Source organism: Avibacterium sp. 20-126, from assembly GCF_044358625.1.
In the GTDB taxonomy this organism is placed as follows: Bacteria; Pseudomonadota; Gammaproteobacteria; order Enterobacterales; family Pasteurellaceae; genus Avibacterium.
The window spans coordinates 364,399-380,946 of the sequence record NZ_CP091457.1 but is presented as its reverse complement, the minus strand read 5'-3'; the positions used below and the strand labels follow the sequence as shown (position 1 = coordinate 380,946).

Here is a 16,548-nt window from a genome sequence, read left to right as displayed (position 1 = left end):
TGAAATTGAGTTGCTATTCTAGCAGATAAAGTTAAAAACGAACTAAGGCTGATCCCCAAGTCCAACCACCACCAAAGGCTTCTAATAAAAGTAATTGACCGCGCTGAATACGACCATCGCGTATTGCTTCATCTAGCGCGGTAGGAACGGTTGCGGCACTGGTATTACCATAGCGATCAAGTGTAATAACCACTTGTGCCATATCCATTTCTAGTTTTTTCGCAGTGGCACTAATAATGCGTAAGTTTGCTTGATGTGGCACTAACCAATCCAGATCTTTTTTACCTAAGTTATTGAAAGAAAGGGTTTCTTCCACCACGTTAGATAATTGACTTACTGCTAGTTTAAAGGTCGCATTGCCTTGCATTGAAATATAACCAGACTGCTCATTACCACGTTGCGCCTGCGGTAAGACGAGCATATCTTCTGTATCTGGTGAAGCGTGTAGATGGGTAGAAATAATTCCCGCTTTTTCGCTTGCTTCCAAAATCACAGCCCCTGCCCCATCACCGAATAGCACCACAGTACTACGATCTGTTTCATCAAGATGGCGAGAATTTAGATCTGCACCAAGCACCAAGGCTTTTTTTACCTGTCCGTTACGCACAAATTGATCAGCAACAGAAAGCGCATAAATAAAGCCTGTACAAGCTGCTGCGACATCAAATGCAATCGCATCTTTAATTCCTAATAAGCCTTGTATTTGACAGGCGGCACTTGGATAAGAATGAGAATTTGTCGTTGTCCCCACCACAATCAGATCAATTTCTTGTGGATCAAGATTTGCCATTGCCAAAGCATTTTTTGCTGCTGCTGCGCCCATTGTTGCAACAGTTTCATTCTCACCAGCTATGCGACGTTCTTTAATACCTGAACGAGTCGTAATCCATTCGTCCGAGGTATCCACCATTTTTTCTAAATCCGCATTTGTTCTCACTTGCTCTGGTGCATAGCTACCAGTGGCTAAAATTCTACTATACATAATAATTTCAAATAATTAATGTTCACTAACGAGGAAAGCCCGCTGAAAAAAAAAGTGTATTAAAAGTGCGGTCTGTTTTTTGCACATTTTTACTAAAACACCGTTTATCCTATCAGCTTGACAGAATAATCATCTCCGAGATTACTTTTCTAACCCTGCCAAAATTTTTTCTGGAAGGTTATACCTTGCTTGCTGTGCGGCATCAAGGATTGCATAAGCAAAACCATCAATATTTGCACTACCGTGGCTTTTTACAACCACGGCAGTTAAACCGATTAAGGTTGCACCGTTATATTGATCAGGATTAATTTGTCTTAATCGCTGAAAACTTCCTTTTAATAAAAAAGTTTTGACGAACCAACGCCCAATAAATTTACAAATATGATTTGTTTTATTCAATGTTGAATGCCCTTTGAATAAAGAAATCACATTCTTCGCTGCACCCTCTAAGGTTTTGAGCGCAATATTACCCGCAAAACCATCATTTACGATAACATCTGCTTTACCATTAAGTAATAAATCCCCTTCAATAAATCCGATATAATTTAACGCCGGATTTTGCTTCAACAGGGTGGCGGCCTCACGAATAGACTTATGCCCTTTAATTTCTTCAATACCAATATTCAATAACGCAATACGGGGATAAACCAATCCAAGACAACTTTCCGCAAAAATTGCACCCATTAAGGCAAACTGATAAAGATTCTGTGCAGAACAATCAATATTTGCCCCTAAATCTAACATCACACTGCGATCGCCATTAATCGTAGGAATAAGTGAAACGAGTGCTGGGCGCTCGATTCCTTTAAGCGGTTGCAATAAAATTTTTGCTAAGCCCATTAATGCCCCAGTATTCCCTGCACTGACACAAGCCTGTGCCTCACCTTTCTGCACGGCCTCAATGGCTAAACGCATTGACGTCCCTTTACTATGACGCAAGGCATAAGATAAATCTTGGCTATTATCAATAACCTTAGTGCAGTGGCAAACTTTAATTCGTTCTTGCAAAGATGAAGAGAGGTTTTCTAATAAAGGAAGAATTTGTTGGCTATCGCCAAATAATAAAACAGAAAGCATTGGATCTTGCTCCAACGCTTTTATTGATGCGGGGATAGTAACACGGGGACCAATGTCCCCGCCCATCACATCTAACGCAAGGGTTAGACGGCTCAAGTCAATACCTTATAGAAAAGGAATTACTTGTTGATCACTTTACGGCCACGGTAATAACCGTCAGCGGTAACGTGATGACGTAAATGAGTTTCGCCACTTGCTTTATCTACTGATACTGCAGCAGTAGTTAAGGCATCATGTGAACGACGCATATCACGACGTGAACGAGATTTTTTATTTTGTTGAACAGCCATTGGCTATACTCCTAAATTTACTTTTGCTTTAAACTAGCTAATACAGCGAACGGGTTCGGTTTTTTTGCCAACTCTTCAGGCAATGTTCCAAAAACCTGTTCAGCCACGGACACTTCACAGTGTTCAGATGAATGCATCGGCACAATCGGCAGACATAACATAAGTTCATCTTCAATCGTTGCCAATAAATCTATTTCACCAAATTCGTTAAGTTCTATTGGTTCATAAATGTCTGGTAACGCATCAGCTTGATCCAAATGAGAAACAGGGCTATATGCAAATTCAGTTTCTAAAAGCTGATTAAAAGGTTCTCCACAGCGCTGACAAGTAAGTGCCACCTCAACGCGTGCGTTGCCCTTCATAACAACTAATTTTTGTGGATCAATGAAAAATGATAATGTTACCTGTGCATCGCTGAGCACTTTATCTACTGATTCAGCCAGACGGCAAAGTTGCTTGATCGCATAATAACCATCATAATCCAACCTACGTTGCGCATCTCTTACTGGATCAGTTGTAAGGGGTAATTTTACCTTTTGCATAGGGCGTGAATATTACCTTTTGATGTGCAAATAGTCAAAGGAAATTATAATTTTTTATGTGAAAAAGCCAAATTTCCTTTTTATCAGATTGACGTTAATTTTTCTAAAGAGAGAAATTCCGCTTGCGGAAAATGTTTTTGCAAATAATTTTGCAAATATTGTGCCGTTTCCTTGTTAATCATTTCATCACCTAATGGATAGCGATTATAAATTAATCCTTTTACTTCAATATGATACTGTTTACAGGCTAACAAGCTGAGTAAGGTGTGATTAATGCTACCTAATTTCCCTGAAGTAACAAGGATAAGGGGATATTGTTGCTGGGCAATATAATCCAATGTGGTATGTTGATCATCATAAGGCACACACAAGCCCCCAGCACCTTCCAGTAAAACATAATCATAACGGCTTGCTAGTTCATCTGTGGCTTGACGGATAAGTGCGGTAGAAATTTTTCGATTTTCTAGCTGTGCTGCTAAATGCGGCGAACAAGGGTAAGAAAATAAATAAGGACAAGTCAGCCCTTGCTTATCTTCTGGCAATAAGCCTATGCCTTGTAATTTACGATGCTGTATGATGTCTTCTGAAACGTCTTCACAGCCCGTTTGGATCATTTTCTGCGTAATCACAGAAGCCCCTTGGTCAGCGAGCTTTTTCGCATACCAACCTGTAGCAATGGTTTTGCCCACATCCGTATCAATCCCAGAGATGAATAATACTTGCCCTGCCATTTTATTCCTCTTACGTTAATTTTTCTGCCAAAATAAAAAGTGGCTGATAATTCAACCGCACTTGCCCTTGCGTATTTTGATATTGCGCGTTGTAATCTGCAATAAATTGTTGTAAGCGCCCTTTTGTCCAGCCCCCTTGTCCTGTCGCTGTTACACCAGTCACTTTGAGATGTTGCAAGACCGCCAACGGACTAGCAAAATAAAGCGGAATCGCTCGCTCAAACAGCGCTTTGATTTCAAATCTAGCACTCAACCATTGTTGCCACTGCGATAGATCAGGATAGTCCAAACCAATTCCCGTCAAAGCACGAATTTCTGCTAAATTTTTCGGTGCAAAAGTGCTAATAAGTAAAATGCCTTTTTCACGTAATAAATCGGCACATTTATTGACGAACGCTTGCGGATCGGCAAACCACTGTACTGCTGATGCTGAAGCGATCAGATCATAATCGGTAGGAAAGGGATAAATTTCTCCATCTCCTTGATAAAAAACAAAATTATCTTGTGGGAATAATGTATCAAGTTGATTTTTTACATCACATAAATCATTAAACGCCCAAGATTTTACTTGTAAATGTTGTGCCAAAAGTTGGCTAAAATGCCCTGTTCCACAACCAATTTCTAACACCTGTGAAAACGTAGTGCGCCCCGTTTGCAATAAAAGTTGCAACAGTTGTTGATTAATTTGCTGTTGTGCTTTAGCTTGACTGTCATAGCTGGGTAAGGCTTGGCTAAAGCATTGTGCAACACGAGATTTATCCACCACGTTCATTAAAATAACTCAGCCCAAGTATGAAATTGTGCAAAGGGATAGTGAGGCAATGGCATTGTTTGCAAGACAAATTCTGTGGAATTTTGCACCGCACTCGGTTGTGGGATATTACCTGTCTTTTCACTCATATAAGTTTGCCAATAAACACGCTGATTCGGACTAGGAAAAATGCGATCTCTCTCACCAATAATGGCGCGTGTCCAATCAATAGTGTCCCCCTCATCCTGTTGAATATATTGATAAAGTTCGCCTAATTCTGACCGCACTTGTTGCCAATCACGTTGTCCTTCTAATTGACAATATTGCTCAAATGTGGCGTTATCACCGCACATTCTGCGTTGAAATTTCACTAAATGGCGTTCATCTAGCTGTTCCAGTGTACCGATAAATACGGCTTGCGGAATGCCCATTGTATCATCACAAGGTTTGCCTGTGCCGTTTATTGCGGTGGCACTCACAAGAGGCATTTGTCCTAGCACTTGATTTGCCACCCACACGCCCATTGACCAAGCTACGATGCGGATCTGTGCATAATGAGAAAGATCAAAATGAAAATTCAGATCTTGATAGTCATAGCACAGTAATAAATCCGTTTTTTCTGGTAACACCAAGTGAGAAACGGCGCTGGCTGGCGTTCCCCAACCAGCAAAATAGAGGATTAAATTCGGGCTATGTTCTGCGCCTTTGATCAATTCTGTTTGCATTGTTGTTACTCAAATTTTACTAAGGTTGTGAGAAAAGCGTCCACGTCTTGTTCTGTCATATCTGCGGTTAAAGATAAGCGAATACGCGATGTGCCTTTAGGCACTGTAGGTGGTCGGATTGGCAAACAATAATAGCCTTGCTCTTGTAACGCAAGTGCCGTTACCACTGTTTTTTCATTATCGCCAATAATATAAGGAATGATGCAGCTTTCACTAACAAGAGACAGGGCTAAATTCTGCTTAAAAAATGACCGCACTTTTTCACTTAACTGGTGTAAATGCTGGCGTCGTTGGGTAAAGTGCGGAAGTTTTTCAAATAAAAATGTCGTCCACGCCACACACAGCGGAGGCAGAGCAGTAGAAAAAATCAATGGTCGCATTTTATTTATTAAATATGCTTTAATCAATTCATCGCATACCACATAAGCGCCCATTGAAGCTAAAGCCTTACCAAAAGTGCCAACTAAAAAATCAATCTCTTGAATACAGCCTTGCTGTTCAGCGATACCTAGCCCTGTTTTGCCGTAAGCACCAATAGCGTGGGCTTCGTCCACATATAATAAGACATTGCCAAAGCGTTGCTTGAGAGCCACGAGCTGAGGCAAATCCACCACATCACCGTCCATACTAAATACACTTTCGGTAACAATGATCATTCGTTGATATTGGTTCTGATGCTTACTTAATAGGGTTTCTAAATGGGTAAAATCATTATGTCGATAGCGTACAAAATCCGCTTCACTCAAACGAATGCCATCAATAATACTGGCGTGAACCAGTTTATCGGCTAAAATTAACGTTTTTTTATTCGCCACTGCGGGCAAAATACCGATGTTAGCGTGATAGCCACTATTAAACAATAAGCACGCCTCTCGCCCAAAACATTGCGCCATTAGACTTTCTAATTGTTGATAAACCGCAAAAGATCCCGTTAATAAACGGGAAGATGAAGAAGTAAAGTGCGGTAATTTTTCGCCGTATTTTTGTAAAAATTCGGTTTTTAATGCCTCATCATTGGCAAGACCTAAATAATCATTAGAAGACATATTGAGCATTAAGCGCCCATCTTTTTCGATCATTTTGCCTTGATGATCTAACTGAGGAAGCTGACGAAACTGCCCAACCGCCTTGAGTTCAGCCAAGGTTTGTGCAAAATCAGCGAGATGATTATTCATTGTAAACCTCTTTAAGTACAGACAATAAGCCTTGCGTGAGCTGGCTAAGTTGCGTTGGCGAAATAATAAAAGGTGGCATAATATACACCAAATGCCCAAAAGGACGTAACCAAATGCCTTTTTCAACAAATTTTGGCTGTAATACGGCTAAATCCACAGGGGATTTCATTTCTAACACCCCAATGGCCCCTAATACACGAACGTCTTTCACCGATTGAAAATCTTTCGCTACCGCAAGCTCTGTTTTTAATTGTTGTTCAATGGCTTTGACCTTGCCTTGCCAATCACTTTCTAATAATAAATCAATGGATGCACTGGCAATGGCGCAAGCAAGTGGATTCCCCATAAACGTTGGCCCGTGCATAAAGCATTTTGCTTCGCCATGACAAATGGTTTGGGCAATATGCGCGGTGGTTACCGTTGCAGAAAGTGTTAAATAACCGCCCGTTAAGGCTTTGCCTAAGCACATAATATCCGCTTTAATGGCAGTATAGTCGGTGGCAAACAGCTTGCCTGTGCGTCCAAATCCTGTGGCGATTTCATCGAAAATCAGCAATACGCCATATTCATCACACAACGCCCGTGCTTTTTCTAAATAGGTGGGCGAATAAAAATACATTCCGCCAGCGCCTTGTACAATCGGCTCTAAAATTAAGGCGGCAATTTCACCGCTCTTTTCTGCAAGTAACGCTTTAAGCGGTTGAATATCCGCTTCTTGCCATTGTCCATCAAAGGGGGTTTTAGGTTGCGGTAAAAAATATTGCACGGGCAAGCCTTTAGCAAACAGGCTGTGCATTCCCGTAACAGGATCACACACTGACATTGCGTGCCAAGTATCGCCGTGATAGCCCGAACGTATCGTGGCAAATTTATATCGTCCAGTTTCACCTTTTGCTTGCTGATATTGCACCGCCATTTTCATCGCGACTTCAACCGCGACAGAGCCACTATCTGCAAAAAAAATTTTATCCAGTCCTTCAGGCAATAATTTCACCAAGCGTTGTGCTAATTCTCCCGCAGGATCGTGAGTCAATCCGCCAAACATAATATGGCTCATTTTGTCTAACTGGGCTTTCGCCGCTTGATTCAATTTGGGGTGATTATAACCGTGTAATGCTGCCCACCAAGAGGACATTCCATCAATCAAGGTATTGCCATTTTTTAATGTGATCTCCACCCCGTCAGCACGTTCCACCGCAAAAATAGGCGCATCGCTATTTATTGATGAATAAGGATGCCAGATATGATTTTTATCAATATTAAGAAGGGATTGTTCTTGCATTTTTATCCTATTATTCCAGCAAATTTTAGGGGGAACGATGTACTCGCCCGTATCTCATATCATCTTTCAGTAGGGACGAACCTATGTGTCCGTCCGTATAATCATTAATGTTTCGGGCAGACACATAGGTCTGCCCCTACACCAATTATAATAGAGGAGGAACATTACTATTTTTAATCTATTATTCCAACCTATTCTAGAAAACGATGTATTCGCCCGCATCTCGTATCATTTTTCTGTAGGGACGGACCTGTGTGTCCGTCCATATAATCATTAATTTTTCGGGCAGACACATAGATCTGCCCCTACACCAATTATAATAGAGGACGAACATTACTATTTTTTAATCTATTATTCCAACCTATGCTAGGGGAATGATGTATTCGCCCGCATCTCATATCATTTTTCACTAGGAACGAACCTATGTGTCCGTCCATATAATCATTAATTTTTCGGGCAGACACATAGATCTGCCCCTACACCAATTATAATAGAGGACGAACATTACTATTTTTTAATCTATTATTCCAACCTATGCTAGGGGAATGATGTATTCGCCCGCATCTCATATCATTTTTCACTAGGAACGAACCTATGTGTCCGTCCGTATAATCATTAATGTTTCGGGCTGACACATAAGTCTCCCCTACACCAATTATAATAGAGGACGAACATTACTATTTTTAATCTATTATTCCAACCTATTTTAGGGGAACGATGTATTCGCCCGTATTTCATATCATTTTTCTGTAGGGACAGATCTGTGTGTCCGTCCGTAATCATTAATGTTTCGGGCAGACACACAGATCTGCCCCTACAGCCATATAATCGAAAATGAACACTACCCCTATTCCCACGAGAAATCAAGGCAAATTCTGCATATCATTGCACAAGTAGGATAAGTTGATATAATCCCCTTTCCATTTTAACAAAGGAAAACTTTATGACAGTAAAAACGCAAATGCCTTTAACTTATTGGCAACGTGTAAAAGTGGCATTTCAATATCTGATGCCGCAGCTTTATTTAACTCAACTTGCGGGTTGGTTTGCTAAACAACGCTGGGGAGTTGTTACCCATTTTGTCATCAAATTATTTGCTAAAAAATATCAAGTCAATATGCAAGAGGCCGCAAAACCTCATTTTAATGATTATGCGACGTTCAATGAATTTTTTATCCGTCCCTTAGCAGAAGGTGCAAGAAAAATTGATGAAAATCCTACCGCACTTTGTTTACCTGCGGACGGCAGAATCAGCCAATTAGGACACATTGACGACAATCGTTTATTACAAGCTAAAGGGCATAATTTTCATTTAGAGGATCTATTAGCGAATGATGACGAATTAGTCCAGACCTTTAAAAATGGTGAATTCGCCACTATCTATCTTTCACCGAGAGATTATCACCGTGTACATATGCCTTGTGATGGTACATTACGCAAAATGATTTATGTTCCGGGTGCGCTTTTTTCAGTAAATCCATTTTTAGCCGAGCATATACCAAATCTATTTGCACGTAATGAGCGTGTCATTTGTCTTTTTGATACAGAATTTGGGCAAATGGTACAAATTTTAGTTGGTGCGACCATCACGGCGAGCATTAGCACGCAATGGGCTGGCATTATTAATCCTCCACGCTCAAATGAAGTGAAAGTTTGGACCTATGAGGGTGAAAATGCGGTAAAACTGCACAAAGGACAAGAAATGGGGGCTTTCCAACTTGGTTCTACGGTAATTAACTTATTCCAACAAAATCAAGTGAAATTAGCCGAGCAATTAGCCGTTGATACACCAGTCCATATGGGTGAAGTCTTAGCCTACAAACAGTAATTTATTTAATAAAAAGGAAAAAACAATGTCAGAACAATTTTTTAATCAAGTCTCTTTAGATGATATCTCAGCAAAAGGTAGCTATGGTATCGGTTTACAAATTGGTCAACAATTAGTAGAAAGTAAATTAGCGGTTAAGCCTGAAGCCGTTGCCAAAGGGATTTTCGATGTGTTAAATCAAAATCCTCCAGCGATTGATTTAAACGAAGTGACTCAAGCCTTACAACAACTTCAACAACAAGCTGCCGAGGCGGCGAAAGCACAATTCAAACAAATTGAAGAAGCAGGTAAAGCCTATCTTGCGGAAAACGCAAAAAAAGAGGGCGTGCAAGTAACAGATTCAGGCTTACAATATGAAATCTTAGTTGAAGGCAATGGCAAGATCCCAAGTAAACAAGATCAAGTACGCGTTCATTACACAGGTACCCTTACTGATGGCACCGTTTTTGACAGCTCTGTACAACGCGGTCAGCCGGCGGAATTCCCTGTAAGTGGTGTGATTGCAGGTTGGGTTGAAGCCCTTTCAATGATGCCAGTAGGCTCAAAATGGAAACTCACTATTCCACATAACCTTGCCTACGGTGAACGCGGTGCTGGTACGTCAATCCCACCATTTAGCACCCTTGTTTTTGAAGTGGAATTGTTAGATATTCTTTAATTGATCTTCTCCGTAAAAAAGACCTAGCTAATGGCTAGGTCTTTTTTCAATTAGAAAAATGCGTGAAAAAACAACCGCACTTTGTTTTTATGCGCTCACTTAAGTCAGGCTAGAATAGTTCTTGTTGCTCAGAGGATTTCACTCCACCGTTTAAACGCTCCAATAATTCAGGCGGTACATAATAACCACGTTCTTTCACATAAGCGCGTTTAGGTTCAGTACCTTTGATGAAGTATTCCTTACGTCCACCACTATTAGAAAGCAAACCAGAACCTGTATCAATACGCTTTTCTATAATATTTTGTGGAAGTGGAAGAATACGCTCGGGTACATCTTTCAAGCTTGTTTTCATATAATCAATCCACGCAGGCATTGCTGTTTGTGCGCCAGCCTCGCCTTTTCCTAAATTACGTTTATTATCATCAAAGCCAACATAGACCGCCGTGGTGATATTTGCCCCAAAACCTGCATACCAAGCCACTTTTGAATTATTGGTAGTCCCTGTTTTTCCGCCAATATCCGAACGCTTAATTTGATTTGCCATTCGCCAGCTGGTTCCTTTCCAACCTAAGCCTTGTTCGCCATAAATTGCGGTGTTCAACGCACTGCGAATTAAGAACGCCAGTTCACCACTAATGACACGAGGGGCATACTGCACTTGGGCATTGGCTTTTTTATCTTGTGCCATAAAATCCAGTGCATTTTCATCTAACTTTTTATTTTGACGATCAAGTTCTGGAATATCGTTAGGCTGTTCATCTTGATCTAGCTCCTCACCATTGGTGCTGCTATCCGTGGCGGCTAAATTATCTGGTTTTTCTAAATCAAGGTTTTTAAAGCCATCTAATTTTTCAGTTTCCCCATAAATCACAGGAATGTTATCACAGCTTACACACGCAATTTGTGGGTTCGCAACAAACAGTTCTTTGCCGCTATTATCTAGGATTTTTTCGATAAGGTAAGGATTTACCAAGAACCCCCCATTATCAAACACGGCATAAGCACGCGCCATTTCAAGTGGGGTGAATGACGCTGCACCTAAAGCCAAGGCTTCACTGGCAAAATATTGATCGCGTTGGAAACCAAAGCGTTGTAGGAAATCCGCAGTAAACTCAATGCCTGCCATTTGGATTGCTCGGATCGCAATCATATTTTTGGATTGCCCTAGCCCCACGCGCAAGCGCATTGGCCCATCATAGCGGTTTGGTGAATTCTTCGGTGTCCACACGTTTTGCCCCGGTTTTTTGATCACAATCGGGGAATCTTGTAGCACACTTGATAAGGTTAGCCCTTTTTCTAAGGCGGCTGCATAGATAAAAGGTTTGATAGATGATCCCACTTGCACTAAAGATTGAGTGGCACGGTTAAATTTGCTTTGTTCAAAGCTAAAGCCACCGACTAATGCTTCAATCGCGCCATTATCACTATTGAGAGAAACCAACGCGGAATTGACTTCAGGGAGTTGGGAAAGTTGCCACTCTCCATTACCACGTTGGCGCAACCAAATTTGTTCACCTGCTTTTGGCTGTTTTTTACCCGCCCAGCGCATTGCGTTTGGCGAAAGGGTTAGGCTGCTGCCATCATCTAATAATACTTTTGTGCCAGCTTTACTATTTTCTAATACCGCAGCAGGTACGAGAGGGGCTGAATTAGGTAGTTTTTTTAGGGCGTCGATAATTTTATCTTCGTCCCACGCGCTTTCCTCTTTTTTCCATAACACCGTTGCACCACGATAACCGTGACGCATATCATAGGCAAGCAAATTATCACGCACTGCTTTTTGTGCTTCTGCCTGATCAGCAGAAAGCACCGTCGTATAAACTTTATAGCCGCTGGTATAGGCATTTTCTTCACCAAAACGTTTCACCATTTCTTGGCGAACCATTTCAGTAACATAATCCGCTTTAAAATCTAATTGTGCGCCGTGATAGCTTGCCACAATCGGTTCGTTAATCGCTTCATCATATTCTGCTTGGTTGATATATTTCATTTCTAACATTCGTCCAAGCACCACGTTTCGGCGTGCGGTGGCTCGTTTAAGCGAATAGAGAGGGTTCATTGTGGAGGGCGCTTTTGGTAATCCTGCAATGACCGCCATTTCTGATAAAGTAAGTTGATCGAGCGATTTGCCGAAATAGGTTTTTGCCGCTGCAGCAACACCATAAGCACGGTAGCCAAGATAAATCTTATTCAGATAAAGCGCTAAAATTTCATCTTTGCTTAGGGTGTTTTCAATTTCGATCGCCAAAATGGCTTCTTTTGCTTTACGCACGATGTTTTTTTCTGGCGTTAAAAAGAAATTTCGTGCAAGCTGCTGAGTAATAGTACTTGCCCCTTGAGATGCCCCCCCTTTCATTACCGCGACACTAATTGCACGCGCAATCCCCACAGGGTCTAAACCGTGATGTTCATAAAAACGGCTATCTTCTGTTGCCAATACGGCATCAATTAATTTTTTTGGCACTTCATTCAGTTTTACAGGAATACGGCGCTGTTCTCCCACTTCACCAATGAGCTTGCCATCAGCCGTATAAATCTGCATCGGCTGTTGTAATTCCACCGTTTTTAGGGAATCTACACTTGGCAAGCTTGATTTTAATTGAACATAAAAAATTCCTGCGACAACACAGCCTAAAATAATGATTGTCAGCAAGCTACTTAAAATTAATTTTGCGATCCGCATCGTAAAATTCTCTCTTCATTCGTGCAAAATTGAAAAAAATCAGAAAAACTAAAACCCAAAATTTTAGCTTAACTACTTCCTTAAAACGTAAGTATAAAGTTTAGTCAAAGAAATCCAAAGCTAAAAGTGCATTTAAAATGAATATTAGGTAGAAAGAATGAGGAAAATAACGCATTGCGCCACACAAAAACAACAAGTGGGTGTATGGAAAAAGGGCGAAAATTACCAATGTGTTTGGTTTGATGAAACCAATCAAGTGCAGTGTTGCACGCTATCCTCACCAATTTCGTTACCACAGCTTGCACGACATATGCCATCATCAAGTTGCCATTCCTTGAAAACAATGAGGTTTATTACCTCAATCTCACCACAATACACGTGGATACAAACTCTGTTATTACCACAAATTTTAACGGCCGCAGAATGTGAGCAACAATGCCGATTTTTATTCTCACAAGCCTTGCCTCTTCCTCTTGAAGAAATTTGGTTTGATTATCAATTAGAAACGCTCAAACAGGGCGCAAAACTGAGTATTGTTGCGATAAAAAGACAAACCGCCTTGGATTATCTAAACGCTTACGCCCCTTTGCCCATTCAAGTGCTGGATTGCTGTATTCACGCTATTATCCGAGCATTTCACTACCTGACGGGGATTGGCACGGAAAGTCAGGTACTTTTTCTTTACCAAGATGAGCAATACACCTTTACCATTCAGCCCAACGCACCCACGATGCAATTTATACAACATATTGATAAAAATCTCCCCGCACTTGCTGAAATGTTCTGCCAACGTTATTCCTTTCAGCCTGAACAAATTTATGTCTATTGCGGTGATGTACAAGCCCAACCCTTGCCTAGCCAATGGCAGACCGTAGAAACCCATTTGCCTTTTATCGCGTTAGGTAATGCGTTATGGCGACAAGAAGGGGCAGGGAATGGCGATTAATTTACTACCGTGGCGATTGGCGACTCATCATAAGAATGTAAAAAAATTGCTGATTCGGGCAGGCATTTGCTTAGTCATTAGCCTTGCTGGTCAGATTATGATGCGTCACGTTTTGCACGCAGAGCAAGCCATCGCACCACAAAAAAATGAGCAATATGAAAGCCTCTCACAGCGTTTAGCCGAAACCATTGAACAAATTAATGCGTTAAGGCAAAACTATGTTTCTCAACAAGAACAACAACCTTTACCAGCACAAAGCATTGTTCAATTTTTAAACTGGCTTGCGGCGCTTCCTTTGCAACAAGGGGAATTAAATGAAGTGGCGCTGACACAACAAAAATTATTACTCAGCGGTTTTACGGAAAATCAGCAAGAATTTGAACGATTACAGCAACGTATTACGCAATTAGAACAATTTAACCACTCACAACTTACTCAATTTCAGCCCACGGGTTCACAACTGACGTTTGAATTTCAATTAAGCAATGAACAAGATGATGATGCTACTTTTTAACAATCCGCATAATTTACTTGGCAAGTTCGCCCAACTTTCCACCTTCAAGCAATATGCCATATTGCTCATTTGCACCTTTTTGCCGTTGTTTTTCTTGGTGATCGAATATCAGCAAGCCCAACAGCAAAATGCGCAAACTGCGCGTCAAATTGTGCAATTAACGCAAGATTTGGATCATCAAAAACAAATTTTAAGTTCATTACAGCAAAGTAAACAACGCTCCTTTACCCCCGAACTCACACGCGATATCGCTGAAATAAACCAAGCACTACGCCCACAGGATTTTCAATTACAAGTCAAAAATAGCCAGTGGCATTTTTACCAAGCCCCTTATTTAACAATGCAGTTAGCTGGCAAATTTGAGCATTTACGCCAATTTTTGACCGCACTTTTAGATCGCACGCCACAGCTCAATGTATTACAACTTCACATTTACAAAACACAAGAAAATCCACTCTCACAACGCTCACTCATCACTGAGGTTCGCTTTAAACTTTCTTTATATAAGGATAAGCAATGAAAAAATCGTTTCTTTTTTTGATCCTGTTCAATGCCTTTTTTTCTGCGCAAGCACAGGATCCCTTTGATCATACTCAACGTACAACACAAACGAAAGTTATCAATCAAGCAAATTCTGCACACTGCCCTAGTCATCAAAAAGTCTTGGCGGAAAATTCCTCTTTCCAGCAACTTAAGTTAGTCGGCATTATTCAGTTACCAGAACATTTCAACGCCATTTTTAGTCATCAACATCAACAAATTATCTTTGTTAAAAACCAAGATGTGATCGCTCAAGAAAGATTACAGATTACGGAAATCTCACCACAGCAAATTACACTTTTTGACTGTGCGCAATCACAAGTTGTTTATCTAACCTTTTAGGAGAGAAAAATGCGATTATTAAAGTGCGGTGCATTTTTTCTGAGTTTTTCATTGCTTGCCTCAGCAAGCGAAAAAACCGATGAAACCTTTTCAATTCGCTTACAGCAAGCCCCTTTGGTACATACCGTGCAACAACTCGCGGCACAACAAAACGTGAATTTAGTGATCGATGATGAATTGCAAGGCTCAATTTCGTTACAACTGCAACAAACAACGCTTGCGCAATTTCTGCAAGTGGTGGCTAAAATTAAACAACTCCAATTTTGGCAGGAAAATGGCATTTATTATTTGAGCAAAGCCACGCCACATTCTTCATCAGAAAGTGCCAATCCCCTTCCCATTGAATTTGTCGATACATTGCCCGAAATGAGCGCCCCCGTGTTGCCCACGCTATCCACAATGACGATAAAATTACACTATGCTAAAGCCTCTGAAATGATGAAAACACTGACTTCAGGCAGTGGTTCATTGCTTTCTGGAAATGGCAGTATAAGCTTTGACGATCGTAGCAACCTCTTGATCATTAAAGATGAAAAAGCAATATTGAAACAAATTAAAGGGATAGTAATGGAAATGGATAAACCCATTGAGCAAATCGCTATTGAAGCGCGTATTGTTACCATTAGTGATGAAAGCCTGAAAGAACTTGGCGTGCGTTGGGGGATTTTCACGCCGACAGAGGCAAGCCATAAAGTGAGTGGCAGTCTGAATGCGAATGGCTTTGCCAATATTACCGATAATCTTAATGTGAATTTTGCCACCACGAATACGCCCGCCGGCTCAGTGGCACTGCAAATTGCCAAAATTAATGGACGATTGCTTGATTTAGAATTAACTGCGTTGGAGCGCGAAAATAGCGTGGAAATCATCGCTAGCCCAAGTTTGCTTACAACGAATAAGAAAAGCGCTAGCATCAAGCAAGGGACGGAAATCCCTTATGTGGTGAATAATAGTAAAAATGATAGCCAGACCATTGAGTTTCGCGAAGCCGTGCTAGGATTAGACGTTACCCCTCATTTATCAAAAAATAACGGCATTTTACTGGATTTAGTCGTCAGCCAAAATGCGCCGGGGCGACGTGTTGCTTACGGTGAAAACGAAGTGATTGCCATTGATAAGCAAGAAATTAACACGCAAGTCTTTGCCCAAGATGGGGAAACCATTGTGCTAGGGGGTATTTTCCACGACACCATTACCAAAGCCTTAGATAAAGTGCCGGTGCTAGGTGATATTCCCGTGATTAAACGTTTATTCAGTAAAGAAGTGGAACGTCATCAAAAACGGGAACTGGTTATTTTCGTTACACCACATTTGATCAAAAAAGGGCAACGCGCAGAAAAACCAAGTGCGGTGAAAAATCCACCAAAAAATCACCGCACTTCGCCATCTTCTTTGAAAATTTCGTCCAAATCTCGCAAATAAATTTATTTTGACGGTTGAAAAAGGTAGGCATTTATTGCGATAATCGCACTTATTTTTTGG

The 16,548-nt window shown here is 40.9% G+C and carries 17 protein-coding genes; 7 read left to right on the top strand and 10 right to left on the bottom strand.

What is annotated here, in order from left to right; translation table 11 throughout:
• Positions 1 to 31: 31 nt before the first annotated feature.
• The 9 genes from L4F91_RS01840 to bioA form a co-directional block, all read right to left on the bottom strand.
• Positions 32 to 982 (bottom strand): beta-ketoacyl-ACP synthase III, encoded by a 951-nt coding sequence (locus L4F91_RS01840; RefSeq protein ID WP_395896971.1) that lies wholly within the window; start codon positions 980 to 982, stop codon positions 32 to 34.
• 141 nt (positions 983 to 1,123) lie between these two features.
• Positions 1,124 to 2,155: a phosphate acyltransferase PlsX gene (plsX, locus tag L4F91_RS01835; RefSeq protein WP_265778661.1), complete on the bottom strand. Its 1,032-nt coding sequence runs from the start codon at positions 2,153 to 2,155 to the stop codon at positions 1,124 to 1,126.
• 23 nt (positions 2,156 to 2,178) lie between these two features.
• Positions 2,179 to 2,349: a 50S ribosomal protein L32 gene (gene rpmF / locus L4F91_RS01830; protein WP_005544470.1), complete on the bottom strand. Its 171-nt coding sequence runs from the start codon at positions 2,347 to 2,349 to the stop codon at positions 2,179 to 2,181.
• Positions 2,350 to 2,366: 17 nt separating this feature from the next.
• Positions 2,367 to 2,891: a 23S rRNA accumulation protein YceD gene (gene yceD, locus L4F91_RS01825; protein WP_250364115.1), complete on the bottom strand. Its 525-nt coding sequence runs from the start codon at positions 2,889 to 2,891 to the stop codon at positions 2,367 to 2,369.
• An 83-nt stretch (positions 2,892 to 2,974) separates the two neighbouring features.
• Complete coding sequence (gene bioD, locus L4F91_RS01820) at positions 2,975 to 3,622, bottom strand: dethiobiotin synthase (RefSeq protein ID WP_265778660.1); 648 nt, start codon at positions 3,620 to 3,622, stop codon at positions 2,975 to 2,977.
• 10 nt (positions 3,623 to 3,632) lie between these two features.
• Positions 3,633 to 4,394, bottom strand: a complete 762-nt coding sequence (gene bioC / locus L4F91_RS01815) for a malonyl-ACP O-methyltransferase BioC (protein WP_395896957.1) — start codon at positions 4,392 to 4,394, stop codon at positions 3,633 to 3,635.
• Positions 4,394 to 5,098 carry a DUF452 family protein gene (locus L4F91_RS01810; protein WP_395896955.1) on the bottom strand — a complete coding sequence of 235 codons (705 nt, stop codon included), beginning with the start codon at positions 5,096 to 5,098 and terminating at the stop codon, positions 4,394 to 4,396. Before L4F91_RS01810 ends, bioC begins: the two co-directional genes overlap by 1 nt.
• A 5-nt stretch (positions 5,099 to 5,103) precedes the next feature.
• Positions 5,104 to 6,273 (bottom strand): 8-amino-7-oxononanoate synthase, encoded by a 1,170-nt coding sequence (gene bioF / locus L4F91_RS01805; protein WP_395896954.1) that lies wholly within the window; start codon positions 6,271 to 6,273, stop codon positions 5,104 to 5,106.
• Positions 6,266 to 7,555: an adenosylmethionine--8-amino-7-oxononanoate transaminase gene (gene bioA / locus L4F91_RS01800; protein ID WP_395896953.1), complete on the bottom strand. Its 1,290-nt coding sequence runs from the start codon at positions 7,553 to 7,555 to the stop codon at positions 6,266 to 6,268. The genes bioF and bioA overlap by 8 nt, the downstream gene beginning before the upstream one ends.
• 943 nt (positions 7,556 to 8,498) lie before the next feature.
• Between bioA and asd the strand changes: the two genes are divergently transcribed.
• Together asd and L4F91_RS01790 are read left to right on the top strand one after the other, a co-directional pair.
• Complete coding sequence (gene asd, locus L4F91_RS01795; RefSeq protein WP_395896952.1) at positions 8,499 to 9,383, top strand: archaetidylserine decarboxylase; 885 nt, start codon at positions 8,499 to 8,501, stop codon at positions 9,381 to 9,383.
• Positions 9,384 to 9,408: 25 nt separating this feature from the next.
• Positions 9,409 to 10,041: an FKBP-type peptidyl-prolyl cis-trans isomerase gene (locus tag L4F91_RS01790; protein ID WP_395896950.1), complete on the top strand. Its 633-nt coding sequence runs from the start codon at positions 9,409 to 9,411 to the stop codon at positions 10,039 to 10,041.
• Between the two features lie 109 nt (positions 10,042 to 10,150).
• On the opposite strand, the gene L4F91_RS01785 is transcribed toward L4F91_RS01790, so the two are convergent.
• A complete protein-coding gene (locus tag L4F91_RS01785; protein ID WP_395896948.1) occupies positions 10,151 to 12,724 on the bottom strand; it encodes a penicillin-binding protein 1A in 2,574 nt (857 codons plus the stop codon).
• 157 nt (positions 12,725 to 12,881) lie between these two features.
• Between L4F91_RS01785 and L4F91_RS01780 the strand changes: the two genes are divergently transcribed.
• From L4F91_RS01780 to L4F91_RS01760, 5 genes are read left to right on the top strand one after another with little or no spacing between them, the layout of a single operon-like run.
• Positions 12,882 to 13,670 carry a competence protein ComA gene (locus tag L4F91_RS01780; protein ID WP_395896946.1) on the top strand — a complete coding sequence of 263 codons (789 nt, stop codon included), beginning with the start codon at positions 12,882 to 12,884 and terminating at the stop codon, positions 13,668 to 13,670.
• Positions 13,660 to 14,184, top strand: a complete 525-nt coding sequence (locus L4F91_RS01775; protein WP_395896945.1) for a hypothetical protein — start codon at positions 13,660 to 13,662, stop codon at positions 14,182 to 14,184. Before L4F91_RS01780 ends, L4F91_RS01775 begins: the two co-directional genes overlap by 11 nt.
• On the top strand, positions 14,165 to 14,704 hold the full coding sequence (locus tag L4F91_RS01770; RefSeq protein WP_395896943.1) for a hypothetical protein: 540 nt from the start codon (positions 14,165 to 14,167) through the stop codon (positions 14,702 to 14,704). Before L4F91_RS01775 ends, L4F91_RS01770 begins: the two co-directional genes overlap by 20 nt.
• Complete coding sequence (locus L4F91_RS01765) at positions 14,701 to 15,066, top strand: pilus assembly protein PilP (RefSeq protein ID WP_395896940.1); 366 nt, start codon at positions 14,701 to 14,703, stop codon at positions 15,064 to 15,066. The genes L4F91_RS01770 and L4F91_RS01765 overlap by 4 nt, the downstream gene beginning before the upstream one ends.
• A gap of 9 nt (positions 15,067 to 15,075) precedes the next feature.
• Positions 15,076 to 16,488 (top strand): type IV pilus secretin PilQ, encoded by a 1,413-nt coding sequence (locus tag L4F91_RS01760; RefSeq protein ID WP_395896938.1) that lies wholly within the window; start codon positions 15,076 to 15,078, stop codon positions 16,486 to 16,488.
• The last annotated feature ends 60 nt before the right edge of the window (positions 16,489 to 16,548 follow it).